The sequence below is a fragment of the Hyphomonas sp. J20-32 genome (genome assembly GCF_055808555.1).
The window spans coordinates 222202-235942 of the sequence record NZ_CM147873.1 but is presented as its reverse complement, the minus strand read 5'-3'; the positions used below and the strand labels follow the sequence as shown (position 1 = coordinate 235942).

The window sequence follows — 13741 nt, the reverse complement described above, 5'->3', positions numbered from 1 at the left end:
TGAGGCTCGCCAATCGCAGCAACGCGCGCTAAGGACGGGGCCACGAAAGAAACAGACCCTAAAGAACAAAAAAGCGAGACGGTGTAATGATCCATCCCTCCCTGATTGCCATCGGCACGATCGTGCTGGTTTTCGGCATCCTGAACCTCATCGAATTCAAGCGTCTCGACTAGGGACACACAGGCGCAATGCCGGACATTTCGCTGATCGCCGCCCTTGTCGGGGGGCTTGTCATCATGGCTTTCGCCGGCGATTTCCTGGTCAACGGGGCCGTCGCGCTGGCGCACCGTCTCGGCGTGTCGCCTCTGATTGCCGGTATTTTCATTGTCGGTTTCGGCACCTCGGCGCCGGAAATGATCGTGTCGCTGGATGCTGCCCTGGAGGGCCGCGCCGGTCTCGCGCTGGGTAATATTGTCGGCTCGAACATCGCCAACGTCTGCCTTGTCCTGGGTATTCCGGCGCTGATCTTCCCGTTCATGGCTGGCGGAAGCGGACAAGGCCGGGCGCTCGGCGCCATGCTGGTCGCAACGGCGCTTTGGATCGGACTGACCGCGGTCATGCCTTTGCATGCCGGTATCGGCCTGTTTTTCGTCCTGATCCTGTTTGGCTATTGCGGCTACACATTCCTTGCCGCGCGGCGGGCTGTGGCGCTGGGAATTGATCCCGGCGTGCCGCTCGACGAGACGCCCGGCATCAGCGTCGGCCGGGCGTTGGCCTATGTGCCGCTGGGCATCGCAGGCCTGATCCTTGGCGCCCAGCTGATTATAGCCGGCGGTGTTGGCGTCGCCGAATTCTACAATGTACCGCAGGAATGGATCGGCCTGACGCTTCTCGCCATCGGCACCTCGATGCCGGAGATCGGCGCGAGCGTTGCCGCCGCCTTGCGCCGACGCGGTGACGTGGCGATCGGCAATATCCTTGGGTCGAACGTTTTCAACATCCTGGGCGCTGGCGGGATTATTTCCTTCTTCGGGCCGATCAGCGTAGCCCCGACATTCCGCCAGTACGACCATTGGGCCATGGCACTGGCTGCAGCCATCGTCGCCGTGCTAATCGTGACCAAGGCCCGGGTCGGGCGGCTGGTGGGGATCCTGCTCTTGTTGCTGTATGCGATCTATATTTACGGGCTGATCAACGGGTTCAACATATTGGGCCTGTTCCAGCCAGCGGGCACATGACGCCCGGGGCGGCTCTCGTTACCGGCGCAGGTGCGCGACTGGGCAAGGCGATGGCCGAGGCGCTGGGGCAGGATGGCTGGGCTGTGGCCGTTCACTACCGGTCCTCGAAAGACGGCGCTGAAGCGACAAGGGCGGCGATTGAAGCGGCCGGTGGCCGCGCGGCGCTGGTTCAGGCCGATCTCTCAATCGAGGCGGAGACGGCGGGTCTGGTAGCGCAGGCTGCCGCTTCGCTGGGCCAACCGGTCAGGCTGCTAGTCAATTCCGCGTCGGTGTACGCCGATGACAGCGCTGCGGGTCATACGCGAGAAAACTGGGACACGCATTTCGAGACGAACCTGCGCGCGCCACTGCATCTGGCGCAGCAGATCGCAAATGCCTTGCCCGCCAGTGAGAAGGGACTCGTCGTCAACCTGATCGATCAGCGCGTCTGGAAACTGACGCCGGAATTCTTCACCTATACATTGTCCAAGGCGGCGCTGTGGCAAGCGACGCAGACCCTGGCGCAGGCTCTGGCACCGAATGTGCGGGTCAATGCCATCGGGCCGGGACCAACGCTGAAAAGCATTCACCAGACCGAAGAGAGGTTCGCCGCCGAGAAGCGGGCGACGCTGACGGGCGAAGGGTCGAGCCCGCAAGAAATCGTGCGGGCGCTGCGCTATCTTATCGCCGCATCCAGCGTGACCGGGCAGATGATCGCGGCGGATGGCGGCCAGCACCTGATGTGGCAGACGCCCGACACGCAGATCTGAGATGGTCTTATATAAACCAGCCGAACCCACAGGTGGTGCATGAATTTTTTGTCCGACACGTCCGCGCCTGCCCATCCGAATGTGCTCGCAGCGATTGCCCGCGTGAATTCCGGCATGGAGCCGAGCTATGGTGCAGACAGTGTGACGGCGCGAGTGCGCCTCCTGCTGAAAGACGTGTTCGAGACGGACGACCTTGACGTCTGGATGACCGCATCCGGCACGGCGTCCAACGCCCTGGCGCTGTCCTGCTTTTGCCCGCCGACGGGTGCAGTGCTTTGCCATGAAGAGGCGCACATCCATCGCGACGAACGCGGCGCGCCGGAATTCTTTTCGGGCGGCGGCAAGCTGTCGCTGCTGCCGGGGAAGGGGGCCAAGATCGACGAGGCGGCGTTGCGCGCTGCCTTGGCTGCGATCCAGCCGGACTTCGTGCACGAGACGCCGGCGCAGGTTTTGTCGCTGACCAATCTTTCCGAGTGCGGCCTGGCCTACAGCGCGGACGAGGTTCACCGCTTCGCCGCGCTGGCGCACGGGCACGGGCTAGCTGTGCACCTGGATGGTGCGCGGTTGGCGAACGCACTGGTGAAGACCGGGGCAAGCCCGGCCGAGATGAGCTGGAAGGCGGGAATCGACGTGCTGACACTTGGCCTGACCAAGACGGGCGCAATGGGTTGCGAGCTGATCCTGCTGTTTGGCAAGGCGCGGGAAAAATGGGGCACGCTGCAGGCGCGGGCGAAACGCTCAGGCCATATGCCGCCCAAGATGCGCTTCCTGGCGGCGCAGGCTGAGGCGATGCTGGACGGTGGACTGTGGCTGGATCTTGCCGGGCGGGCCAATGCGAAGGCGACGCGTCTGGCAGCGGCGCTGATCGCGCAGCCGGGCGTGCACCTTGCCTACAAGCCGGACGGGAATGAAGTATTCGTGCGCCTGCCGGAGGGGCTGGCTGAACGTCTGGCAGAGGCTGGGGCAAAGTTTTATCCGTGGCCGGGGGGCTGCCATCGGTTCGTGTGTTCATGGTCAACGACCGACGAAGAAATCGCCGCGGTTGAAACGGCGATGGGCTGACCCGTCAGGAACTGAGGGCGCTGCCAAGCCAGGACTGCAGGTTCTCGATCATCGCCTGGGTATTGATCGGGGCCTCTTCGGCGCCGCCCAGCAGTTTCTGGTGGATTGAGATAAACAGGAGCGGCGCCATCGCGGCGAAAGCGGCAGCGCGCAGCGCGTCTCGGGTTTGCGGGCTGCCCGGTGTGCCCTTCAGCTTGTCGATGATCGATTCAAGGCCGGGCTCGAGCAGGAATCTCAGGTAGGCCCGGCCGGCAACTTCGTCTGCGATGCCCTCGATCAGGCCGAAGGCGTGGGCGCGAGTGAATTGGCCGCGTTGCATGCCCGCATCCGCCACGCGGTAATATTCCTCAAGGGCTTCGGTCGGGTTGGCCGCAGGGTGGGCGACCAGTTCCCAGATCCATTCGCCGCGCTTTCCCATATTCTCAAGGATCGCCGCAACGACCCCCCGGCGATCATCGAAATAGTGGCGAAGTGTTGGCTCGGACGCCTGGGCCGCGATGGCGAACTGGCGCAGTGAGGGCCGCCGCAGGTCTGCGGTGAGCGCAAAATCCGTCAGCGCATCGACAAGCGCCATTCGTTTTTCTTCAAAATCGTGATTGCGTGCCCCCACCGGTCTCGGCATGCTCAACTCCCGGGTGAATTGGACGGTCCCCCCAATAAGAACCATTCTCAATTCATTCATACGGCTTTTGATCTCTCTGGCAACCTATAATATTTACTACAGTTTAGCCAAAAAAACGGAGTTGGCGCAGCACAGGTTTTTTTGCGGCAAGCAGGCCAAACTCAACTCCCTTGGGGTCTCTCGCCGGAATCATACCTGCTCCGATCGCGCTGGAACCACACATCAGATCGTCGTCGGAGGCCGGATTCTTGCGATCAGTCAGAGATTGCTTCGCCGAGCCAGGCCTCAAGCAGCCCGATTGTCGACCGGCTGTCGATGGGCGCTTCATCGGCGCCGCCGAGCAGTGTCTGATGAATTCCGATTAGGATTAGAGGCGACAGGATCGCGAAGGCGGCCGCGCGCAGTTCCAGCGCGGTCTTCGGCGCGCCGGGGGTGCCGGACAATTTCTCCGTGATGACGTTCAGGGAGGGCTCCAGCATGTATTTCAGGTAAGCCTTGCCGGCGGTCTCTTCAGCAACCCCCTCGATCAGGCCGAATGCGTGAGCGCGGGTAAACATATCGAATTGCGGTCCGGGCTCGGCAATCCGGTAATACTGTTGGACTGCGCTCGCTACGGTCTCGGCTGGCACCGCGAGATCGTGCCGGATAGATTTGGCGAACTTGCCCATATTTACCAGGATGGCGACGACGACTCCCCGGCGGTCCTTGAAATAGTGGCGGAGCGTGGGCTCGGACGCATCGACGGCCTTGGCGAACTGACGCAGTGACGGGCGGCGAAGCTCCGCCGAGACGGCGAAACGGGTCAAGCCGTCAACGAGCGCAGCGCATTTTTGATCAAAGTCGTGGTTACGGACACCCGCCGGTCGCGACATTTTCAACTCCAAATCGAAATTGGAGGTCCCCCACCTAGAACCGATTTCAAGCCAACCCTACGGATTTTCTGTCCGCCAGCAACCTATAATACTTGCAGCAGATTATCTATTTTTCCGAAGGGCCTGTCATCAGGACTTTATTTCGGTGCGGGCATCCCGATTTCCACTTCATTGGGAGCGGAGATGGAGAATCCGACGGCTACCAGCTTGCTGCATGTCGCGGTGACGTCTGGACCCGGTTGCCGGAGCGATGCATGACTGGGGTCAAGAGCAAGGGGATACGATCATGACGACATTTATCCGCGCGGGCCTGATCGGCGCACTTTTGGTGACCACGACACTAGCGGGCTGTGCGTCGACCTATTACAGCGCGATGGAGCAGATCGGCTTTGAGAAGCGCGACCTGCTGGTGCAGCGCGTCACCGATGCGGCCGTTAGCCAGGAGAACGCCAAGGAAGAGTTTGCCAATGCACTGGAGGCTTTCCGCGCGGTGGTGACTGTCGATGGCGGCGAGCTGGAGTCGACCTATGACAAACTGTCTGATGCTTACGACCGGTCAGAAGACAAGGCCGAGAAAGTGCGCGATCGCATCAGGGATGTGAAAGGCGTGGCGCGTGATCTGTTCAAGGAATGGAATACCGAACTCAAGGAATATTCCGATGCGGGCCTGCGCCGGTCATCGGCCCAGCAGCTTGCAGCAACAGAGGCACGCTATGGCACGCTGGTCGCCAAGATGGACAAGGCGGCTGCGTCGATGGACCCGGTACTGGCCGTGTTCCATGACCGCGTCCTGTTCCTGAAGCATAACCTCAATGCGCGCGCGATTGCGGCCCTTGGGTCGGAGACGGCAGACCTCGAATCCGATGTCGCCAGCCTGATCGCCGAAATGGAGCGCTCTATTGCCGAGGCCGATGCCTTTATCGCCGAAATGCGGGCGGGCGGCTAGGGAAGGCCCATGCAGATCATTCCCGGAGATTTCGAGGATGCGCGCGTGCTCGATCTGCTGCGCGTGCACCTTGAGGGCATGCATGCAAACTCGCCGCCGGGCAATGTGTTCGCGCTCGACCTTTCTGGACTAAAGGCGCCAGGGATCAGTTTGTATACGGCATGGGAGGGCGAGGTGCTGCTGGGCATGGGCGCCCTGAAGACTCTGGGCGATGGCAACGGCGAGATCAAGTCGATGCGGACCTGTGAAGTACACCTGCGCAAGGGCGTGGCGGCTCGCCTGCTGGAACATATTATCGTCGAGGCGCGGGCGCGGGCCTATCGCCGGCTCAGCCTGGAAACAGGGAGCGGGCCAGCGTTCGACGCGGCGCTGGCGCTCTACCGCCGGAACGGGTTCGTTGAGGGCGGCGCGTTTGGCGATTATGAGAAAAGCGACTTCAACCAGTTCTTCCACCTTGCCCTGTAAAGGCGACCGCCATGTCTGAACTTCGAACCTTCTATCCCGAAATCGAGGCCTATGAGTCCGGGCATCTCGATGTTGGCGATGGCCACACGATTTACTGGGAACGGTCTGGCACGAAGGGCGCAAAACCCGCCGTATTCCTGCATGGCGGGCCAGGCGGGGGATTTTCGCCAAGCCACCGGCGGCTGTTCGACCCCAAGCTGTACGATGTGATGCTGTTCGATCAGCGCGGCTGCGGCAAGTCCACGCCGCATGCCTCGATCGACGCCAACACGACCTGGCATCTGGTGGCCGATATTGAGCGCCTGCGCGAGATGATGGGCGTCGAAAAATGGCAGGTGTTCGGCGGATCCTGGGGGTCGACGCTGGCGCTCGCCTATGCCGAGACGCATCCCGAACGCGTCAGCGAGCTCGTGTTGCGCGGCATCTACCTGCTCACCAAGGCCGAGATGGACTGGTACTACCGGTTCGGCGTGTCGGAAATATTTCCGGACAAGTGGGAGCGCTTCCTCGCGCCGATCCCGGAGGCAGAGCGCGGCGACATGACGGCGGCCTATCGCAAGCGCCTGACGAGTGACGACCGGGCGGTGCAGATCGAGGCAGCGTTGGCCTGGAGCCAGTGGGAAGGCCAGACCATCACACTGTTGCCCGAACCGTCGACCAGCGACGTGTTCGGCGAGGACGATTTCGCGCTCGCCTTTGCCCGGATCGAGAACCATTACTTCACCCACAAGGGCTGGCTTGAGGAAAACCAGCTGCTGCGCGATGCGGGCAGGCTGAAGGATATTCCGGGCACGATCGTTCACGGGCGCTATGACATGCCATGCCCGGCGCGCTTTGCCTGGGCGCTGCACAAGGCCTGGCCGAAGGCGGACTTCCACCTGATCGAAGGAGCGGGTCACGCCTATTCCGAACCCGGCATCCTCGACCAGCTCATCCGCGCGACCGACAAGTATGCGGGCAAGGGGTGAGGGGCGATGGCGCAGGCGACACACGGCTATTCCGGCAAGCCGCTGTTCCAGAAGCTTGGCCTGAAACCGGGCATGACTTGCCTGCCGATCAAGGCGCCCATGGACTATGAGGCGCTCGTTTGCGGGGCCCAGGACGTTCGCTTCCTGAAGCGGGCAGGGGCGGCTGACCTTGTCCATTTGTTCTGTGCCGACAGGCCAGCGCTTGATGCAAATATCGAGCGGGCGCTTGGATACGTCGCCGAGAAAGGCATGCTCTGGGTGTCGTGGCCGAAGAAATCCTCGAAACACTACAGGGACCTGACGGAGGATGACTTGCGCACCGTCATACTGCCGGCGGGCTGGGTCGACGTGAAAGTTTGCGCCGTGGACGCTGACTGGTCGGGCCTGAAATTCTTGCGCCGGAAAGCCTGAACCTGCCTCTGGCGCAGCTCATCATTTGTCCTGGCCCATACGATTGGATTGTCGGTGTACAAAGAGGTGGACGCCCGTTGTGCCGGACGCCAATCATCGCAGGCTAACCGTCTGAATTGCAGGGAGTGACATGATGACAGCTTATCTCGTGCTGGATTTTACAATTCTCGATATGGCAGCCTTCCAAGAATACATTGATGCTGTGCCGGCGTTCATTGCCAAGCATGGCGGGCGTTATATCGTGCGTGGCGTGGAGCCTGACGTGATGGAGGGCGACTGGAAACCGGAGCGCCTCGTCATCCTGGAATTTCCCGCCGACACGAACGCCAGGTCGTTCCTGGACGATCCGGACTTCCAGGACCTGATCGCAGTGCGGAAAAGTTCGACCGTGAGCAAACTGATCCTGGCCGAAGGATGCACCTAATGCGGGCGATCAGCGATGTGACAAAATTAATAAATGACCAGACGGCCTGTAAGCCGGGTTCTGTTCCCCGCGCCCTCTCGGGACATCGGTTCGGCAACCATTCCTCTGCGACAGGCCTCACAGCCTGCCTCTCGCGACACACCCGGGGCGCGGGCTGAAGACATCCCATATGCGCCCCCTACTTGGTCTTGCTCCAGGCGGGGTTTACCTTGCCGGGACTGTTACCAGCCCCGCGGTGGGCTCTTACCCCACCCTTTCACCCTTACCTCCCGCCGAAGCGGGAGGCGGTCTGCTCTCTGTGGCACTTTCCCTCGGCTCGCGCCGGGCGGACATTATCCGCCGCCTTGTCTCCCTGGAGCCCGGACTTTCCTCCAATGGCAGGTTACCCCACCACCAGCGGCTGCCCGGCCGTCTGGTCATTGAAGGGCATATAGGGCCATATTCGCTGGAGTTCGAGTCCCGCATGGCTTTCACCCCTGATCAAAGATCAGGGGTTCCGCCCTGGCGCGGATCAGGTCGACCAGTTCCTTGTCCATGTACTTGTAGTCGTCCGGGATATCGAGCACGTGCACGGGCTTGTACGCCACTTCCTGGCGGAAGTCGGCGCGGATGCGGGACTTGTGCTTGTCCTCCATGACGAGGATCAGGTCAGCCCAGCGGATGTCGGCCACCGAAACCTGCCGGCGGGCGGACTTCGCAATGCCGGCCGAGCGCGCGGCGACGCCGTCCACGCGCGCGAAAACGGTTTCACCGGTCGGGCTGCGCCACTGGTTCTTCGAGCATACGAACAGGACCTTCACGGGCTCGATGTCTGCCATCAGCTTCTTCCATTCCTTCGGCGGCCAGATCTTGCCGATCTGGCGCGCGCGGTGCAGTTTGTTGTGGCGCAGGTAGACCAGCTTCCACTTCTTCTGCTCGAAGCCGCGGTCGACCGTGTGGACCTTGCGGTCGCCATTGTGGTTGCGGGCAAGCGCACGCCGCGCCGCCCGTGAGACGGGGTGTGACATGGTTCATTCCTCATATTGTCGGGTCAGCAGCCGCGGCAATACGGGGATGAAGCCGGTGAAATAGGCGAATTGACCTTATTGTACAAGGCAGGATCAAGCATGGCCTTCCGGTCCGGATCGGTTCACACTGGCGCTGGCACAAAGCCTGATCGATTCCTCCCGGAGGCTGTATGCGCAACCTGATCAACCGTCTGCCGGTACCTCGGATCGTCAAGCATTGGCTGTTGATCCCTCTATGGGATGCGATGGTGCGCCTGTCCAAGCCGGAAGTGCGCATCGTGACGGGCGGGATTTCCTTCTATGCGCTGTTCTCGATCTTCCCGCTGATCTACCTGACCGTGACCCTTTTGTTCGCGTTGCTGCCGGCCGATCTCAGCCGGCAATTGTCCGACACGATTGACCAGGTCCTGGTCTCGGCGGTGGCGCCCTTGTCCAAGGCAGACCTCGATACGATCCGCGGGGCGACCACGCGCAGCCTGACCCTGCAGGCGCTCGGCGCGGTCATCGTGGTGTTCTACACCGCGAGTTCCGGCGCGAAGGCGGCGATCACCGGTATTCGCATGGTGACCGGAAGCGAACGGCGCAGCAAGATCATCCGCTTCAACGGTGTCTCGATCCTGATGACGGCGCTGCTGATCCTGCTGGTCTGGATTCTTGGTGCGCTGCAATTGATGGCCTCGTTCATTACCGAGCATCAGGGTTTTGTCGCGTTCGACGTCGCCCAGCGTGTGTCGGACCTGGCATCGCAACTCTGGCTGGGCAAGGGGATCGCCTGCTTTGCCATCTTCTACATGATCATCGCCCTGTCGCTGCACGGGCGGATCAAGGGACACCGGGCGAAAGCGGCGGGAGCGGCAGCCGGGGCGCTGGCCTGGATGGGCGCGACTTGGGCGTTCCATGTCTATCTCAAGTTCTCGGCGCTCGACTCATTCTACGGCGCGCTGGCCTCGGTTATTCTAGGGTTCATCTGGCTGTCAGTATCGGTCGCGTCGCTCCTGCTTGGCGCAGCGCTGGCTGCCGAATGGGCCAGTCGTATTCCCGAAGAGGGGCTCGCCGCGGAAGAGGATGAGGTGGACGGCAGCGAGGATCAGGACGAGGCGGCGACGGCCTCATAAACGTCACGGATGCGGGCGAGGGTGCCTGCATCGCTTTCACCACTGAGGTTGCCGGGCAGCCAGTGGCGCTGGAAAGCCCGCACGGCCAATTGTGTCGAGTCATCATAGGTGCCGGTTACATCCAGGCCATACCCGATGGTGCGCAGGCGGGTCTGCATGGCCGTGACAGCGTCGCCGTGCTGCAGCTGCTTGCTCTGGGGATCGATGGGGCCTTGCGGCGGCCAGAGCCCGATCCCGGCGGCCGCAAGGCGCGCCCACGGGAAATGCTCGCCGGGATCGGTCTTGCGGGCCGGGGCGATGTCGGAATGGGCCACGATGCGGGTGGCCGGAATGGTGTGGCACACGAAGATGCTGTGACACAGGTCAATGACGGCCTCGATCTGGGCATCCGGATAAGGCGGGAGTGTGCCATCGGGCTGCGGCACGTCATGGCCGCCATTGACGATCTCGATGCCGATGGAGCGGGAGTTCAGGTCGTCGTCGCCCTGCCAGGTGGAGACGCCGGCATGCCAGGCGCGCTTGTCTTCGCCGACCAGCTGCGAGATGTGCCCATCCTCCCAGACCATGTAATGGGCCGATACTTCGGATGCCGGGTCGCGCATGCGGGCGAGGGCCACCTCGCCGGTTTCCATGCCGGTATAGTGCAGGACCAGCATGTCGACCGGGTGTTTGCGGTCGTTGAAATTGGGGCTGGGCGCGAGATCGACTTGCATCAACTGTCTCCGGGACCGAGTTTCTTACCAAGGGCGGCTTCGGGCATACGGTAATTCGGCCGGGCGGCAATCACGAACACGCCCGTCAGCGAGATCACCGAGCCGAGCACGAGCCGCGCGGTGATCGGTTCATTGAGCAGGACGATGCCGAAGATGACGCCCCAGATCGGCGTCATCAGCGTTAGCGGCGACAATAGCGATACGTCGTATTTCTTGATCAGCGTGTAGAAGGCGCCGTGGCCGAAGATCGACACGCCGACAATCGCGAACAGGCTGGCGAGCCAGACCGGCCAGCCACCTGCCAGGTAGCGCTCCATCTGGTGGCTTTCGAACAGGCCGGAAAAGAGGAAGAGGGGCAGGAAGCTGAACAGGCCGACCCAGGCCTGCATCTGCATTCCGCTGATCGGGGGCATGCGTTTCATCAGGATGCCGCCTGCCGAACCGATAAAGGCCGAGGCCACGATGTAGAGCAGCCCGACCGAAATGCCGAAACTGCCCGGGTCGACTGCGATCAGCACGACACCGGCAAAGGCGAGCATGATGCCCAGCCCGCGCCGCCAGCCAATGGTTTCGCCAAGGAAGGCCATGCTCATCAGCGTCGAGATCGGCACGCCGAGCTGGCCTGTGACGGCTGCGGCGGAGGCTTCGGCTTGCTGCAGGCCCATGAACAGGAGCGCGAAGTTCAAAGACCCGATCAGCAGCGCAATCACGAAGAGGATCTTCAGGTCGGCCGGTTTTGGCTTCAGGAACGGAATCAGGAACAGCGCCACGCCGGTGAAGCGCACGGCGGCAAAGAACAGGGGTGGCACGCCAACATCCGCCACGACCCAACGGGTCAAAACGATGTTGAGGCCCCAGACGAGGCAGACGGCAAAAAGGAGCAGGAAATCGCGAAAGGCCATGCCTGCCCGTTATCAGGCTTTGGCGGCAAAGGGCAGGGGGTTTGGCCCTGCCTTCGCGCAACGTCAGACGCCCAGCCGGTTGACTGGAATCTTCAGATAAACCTGCCCGTCGTCTTCCGGAGGGGGCATGGCGCCACCGCGGATATTGACCTGCAGGGACGGCAGGATCAGGCGGGGCGGCGCAAGGGTTGCGTCGCGCGCCTTTCGCATCGAGACGAACGCCGCTTCGCCGACACCTTCATGGACATGCACGTTAGCCGCGCGTTGTTCGGCGACCGTGGTTTCCCAGGCCGGACGGTCACGCCCGGCGGGCAGGTAGTCATGGCCGACAAAGACGCGCGTTTCCTGCGGCAGGTCGAGAATGCGGTGGATCGAGCGGTAGAGCGTCGCCGCGTCGCCGCCGGGGAAGTCGGCCCGGGCGGTGCCGTAATCCGGCATGAACATCGTGTCGCCGACAAAGGCGGCATCATCGATCACATAGGTGACGCACGCCGGTGTATGGCCGGGCGTATGCATCACGCGAACAGTGAGGTCGCCCAGTGCGAAGGTCTCGCCATCCTTGAACAGCGCATCGAACGCGCCGCCATTATGGCAGACGTCGGTTGCGTGGAACATGGAGGAGAAGACCGACTGTACTTCCGTGATACGCGCGCCGATGCCGACCCGGGCACCTGTGATTTCCCGGACATGGTGAGCGGCCGACAGGTGGTCGGCATGGGCGTGCGTGTCGAGCGCCCAGGTCACTTTGAGGCCGAGGTCGGCAGCCACGCCCAGCACCGCATCGACGGAGGCCGACGTGAGGCGTGCAGCATGCGGTTCATAGTCGAGTACGGGATCGATGATCGCAGCTTCACGGGTCGCCGGATCCCACACGAGATAGGTAACCGTCGATGTTTTGTCGTCGAAGAAGGCTTTGATCTGGGGCATGGGAGGATTCCTTTCCCTCCCAATATATTAGGGATTGCTAATTTAACAAGACCTAATATATTGCTCCCATGATTACTTCATTGCTCGATCCAGACATGTTCAAGGACAAGGCCTCCGAGGCGGCGGGCCTGTTGCGCAGCATGGCCAATCCGCATCGGCTGATGATCCTCTGCCGCCTGGGCGACAAGGAGATGTCTGTCGGCGAATTGCACGAGGGTACGGCCCTGTCGCAATCCTCACTGTCGCAGCATCTTGGCGTACTGCGTCAGGAAGGGCTCGTGCGTACACGCCGGCAAGGCCAATCGATTTTCTATTCGATTGCTGACCCGGCGGCCATCAGCGTGATCGCGACTCTGGCGGCGATCTATTGCCCGGAAATTCTGGCCGAGGCGCAAGGGAATGCCAGGCCGAATGTATGCTTTGCGGCCTGCCCATTTGTTCTCGGCGACGACGCGGCCAATGAGACGGGGGCAGGGCGAAAATCTCCCAAGCCTTGGTCTCGGTCGGCGACACGGTCCGGAAAATGATCGAATTCACGCCTCTTGTGATTCTTGCCGCGATCGCGAGCGGTGCGATCATTGGCGTATTTCTCGGAACGTTCGGCGGCGGCGGGTCGGTTCTGGCCGCACCGCTCCTTCTCTATGTCGTCGGTGTGACCGACCCGCATATGGCGATTGGCACGTCGGCGGCCGCCGTGGCGGCCATTGCGCTGTTCAGCCTGATCGGGCACTGGCGCGGCGGCACGGTGAAATGGCCCTGCGCGATTGTCTTTGCCTTGTCGGGTTTTGTCGGGTCGGTTATCGGGTCGACAATCGCCAAACAGATAGATGGCAGCCAATTGTTGCTGGCCTTTTCGATCGCCATGGCGGCGATCGCGCTTTCAATGTTCCGCAAGCCCGCTTTTGCCGGGGACCCGGATGTGCACCTGACGACGTCGATCACGGTGAGAATCGCGCCGCTTGGCCTCGTCGTAGGTATGGCGGCCGGGTTCTTCGGTATTGGCGGCGGATTCCTGATCGTGCCGGGCCTGATGCTGGCCGCCGGGATGACCATGTCGAATGCGACGGCCTCGTCGCTCGTGTCGGTCGCCCTGTTCGGTGCGGCGACTTCGGCCAATTATGCCTTCTCCGGCTTTGTCGACGGTCGGCTTGTCCTTCTTTTGCTCGTGGGCGGCGCGGCGGGCGGTCTGATCGGCATCGCGATTTCCCGTGCGCTGTCTCAACGCGTGCGGACAGCGCGGTCAGCCTTCGCCGTCATGATCCTGGTCGTCGCGGCCTATGTCGCGTGGAACGCGGTGGGCGCCCTGACCGTTCATGCTGCGTAAATCGCGGGCAAGGCAGTCGGACTGAACATGCTTGCTGAAGTCTTGCCTTAGGGCTG

At 62.2% G+C, this 13741-nt stretch carries 17 protein-coding genes and 1 other RNA gene; 11 read left to right on the top strand and 7 right to left on the bottom strand.

What is annotated here, in order from left to right; all coding sequences use genetic code 11:
• The first annotated feature begins 188 nt into the window (after nt 1-188).
• From AC0L7I_RS01140 to AC0L7I_RS01130, 3 genes are read left to right on the top strand one after another with little or no spacing between them, the layout of a single operon-like run.
• Entirely contained in the window at nt 189-1178 is a 990-nt protein-coding gene (locus tag AC0L7I_RS01140) for a calcium/sodium antiporter (protein ID WP_473397698.1), read from the top strand.
• Nucleotides 1175-1927: an SDR family oxidoreductase gene (locus AC0L7I_RS01135; RefSeq protein WP_473397697.1), complete on the top strand. Its 753-nt coding sequence runs from the start codon at nt 1175-1177 to the stop codon at nt 1925-1927. The genes AC0L7I_RS01140 and AC0L7I_RS01135 overlap by 4 nt, the downstream gene beginning before the upstream one ends.
• 39 nt (nt 1928-1966) lie before the next feature.
• Entirely contained in the window at nt 1967-2989 is a 1023-nt protein-coding gene (locus AC0L7I_RS01130) for a threonine aldolase family protein (protein WP_473397696.1), read from the top strand.
• A 4-nt stretch (nt 2990-2993) separates the two neighbouring features.
• Here AC0L7I_RS01130 and AC0L7I_RS01125 read toward each other — a convergent pair whose 3' ends face one another.
• Entirely contained in the window at nt 2994-3611 is a 618-nt protein-coding gene (locus AC0L7I_RS01125) for a hypothetical protein (RefSeq protein WP_473397695.1), read from the bottom strand.
• 254 nt (nt 3612-3865) lie between these two features.
• Entirely contained in the window at nt 3866-4483 is a 618-nt protein-coding gene (locus AC0L7I_RS01120; protein WP_473397694.1) for a hypothetical protein, read from the bottom strand.
• Between the two features lie 286 nt (nt 4484-4769).
• Between AC0L7I_RS01120 and AC0L7I_RS01115 the strand changes: the two genes are divergently transcribed.
• The 5 genes from AC0L7I_RS01115 (at nt 4770) to AC0L7I_RS01095 (ending at nt 7697) form a co-directional block, all read left to right on the top strand.
• A complete protein-coding gene (locus tag AC0L7I_RS01115) occupies nt 4770-5429 on the top strand; it encodes a DUF2959 domain-containing protein (protein WP_473397693.1) in 660 nt (219 codons plus the stop codon).
• A gap of 9 nt (nt 5430-5438) precedes the next feature.
• Nucleotides 5439-5894, top strand: coding sequence for a GNAT family N-acetyltransferase (locus tag AC0L7I_RS01110; protein ID WP_473397692.1), 456 nt, complete (start codon nt 5439-5441; stop codon nt 5892-5894).
• Nucleotides 5895-5905: 11 nt separating this feature from the next.
• Complete coding sequence (gene pip, locus AC0L7I_RS01105; RefSeq protein WP_473397691.1) at nt 5906-6862, top strand: prolyl aminopeptidase; 957 nt, start codon at nt 5906-5908, stop codon at nt 6860-6862.
• A gap of 6 nt (nt 6863-6868) precedes the next feature.
• On the top strand, nt 6869-7273 hold the full coding sequence (locus AC0L7I_RS01100) for a DUF3052 domain-containing protein (protein WP_473397690.1): 405 nt from the start codon (nt 6869-6871) through the stop codon (nt 7271-7273).
• Between the two features lie 130 nt (nt 7274-7403).
• Nucleotides 7404-7697, top strand: a complete 294-nt coding sequence (locus tag AC0L7I_RS01095) for a DUF1330 domain-containing protein (RefSeq protein ID WP_473397689.1) — start codon at nt 7404-7406, stop codon at nt 7695-7697.
• Between the two features lie 33 nt (nt 7698-7730).
• On the opposite strand, the gene rnpB is transcribed toward AC0L7I_RS01095, so the two are convergent.
• Nucleotides 7731-8113: RNase P RNA component class A (gene rnpB / locus AC0L7I_RS01090), an RNA gene on the bottom strand.
• A 54-nt stretch (nt 8114-8167) separates the two neighbouring features.
• Entirely contained in the window at nt 8168-8704 is a 537-nt protein-coding gene (locus tag AC0L7I_RS01085; protein ID WP_473397688.1) for a low molecular weight protein tyrosine phosphatase family protein, read from the bottom strand.
• A 170-nt stretch (nt 8705-8874) separates the two neighbouring features.
• Here AC0L7I_RS01085 and AC0L7I_RS01080 point away from each other — a divergent pair, with 170 nt between their 5' ends.
• Nucleotides 8875-9819, top strand: a complete 945-nt coding sequence (locus AC0L7I_RS01080) for a YhjD/YihY/BrkB family envelope integrity protein (protein WP_473397687.1) — start codon at nt 8875-8877, stop codon at nt 9817-9819.
• Here the strand turns inward: AC0L7I_RS01080 and AC0L7I_RS01075 are convergent.
• The 3 genes from AC0L7I_RS01075 to AC0L7I_RS01065 form a co-directional block, all read right to left on the bottom strand.
• Complete coding sequence (locus AC0L7I_RS01075) at nt 9792-10532, bottom strand: peptidoglycan recognition protein family protein (protein WP_473397686.1); 741 nt, start codon at nt 10530-10532, stop codon at nt 9792-9794. The genes AC0L7I_RS01080 and AC0L7I_RS01075 overlap by 28 nt on opposite strands.
• The gene (locus AC0L7I_RS01070) at nt 10532-11434 is read right to left on the bottom strand and encodes a DMT family transporter (RefSeq protein ID WP_473397685.1); all 903 of its coding nucleotides are present in this window, start codon (nt 11432-11434) and stop codon (nt 10532-10534) included. The genes AC0L7I_RS01075 and AC0L7I_RS01070 overlap by 1 nt, the downstream gene beginning before the upstream one ends.
• 63 nt (nt 11435-11497) lie before the next feature.
• Entirely contained in the window at nt 11498-12361 is an 864-nt protein-coding gene (locus AC0L7I_RS01065; protein WP_473397684.1) for an MBL fold metallo-hydrolase, read from the bottom strand.
• 68 nt (nt 12362-12429) lie between these two features.
• Between AC0L7I_RS01065 and AC0L7I_RS01060 the strand changes: the two genes are divergently transcribed.
• Nucleotides 12430-12888 (top strand): ArsR/SmtB family transcription factor, encoded by a 459-nt coding sequence (locus tag AC0L7I_RS01060; RefSeq protein ID WP_473397683.1) that lies wholly within the window; start codon nt 12430-12432, stop codon nt 12886-12888.
• A complete protein-coding gene (locus AC0L7I_RS01055; RefSeq protein WP_473397682.1) occupies nt 12885-13685 on the top strand; it encodes a sulfite exporter TauE/SafE family protein in 801 nt (266 codons plus the stop codon). Before AC0L7I_RS01060 ends, AC0L7I_RS01055 begins: the two co-directional genes overlap by 4 nt.
• Nucleotides 13686-13741 lie beyond the last annotated feature (56 nt).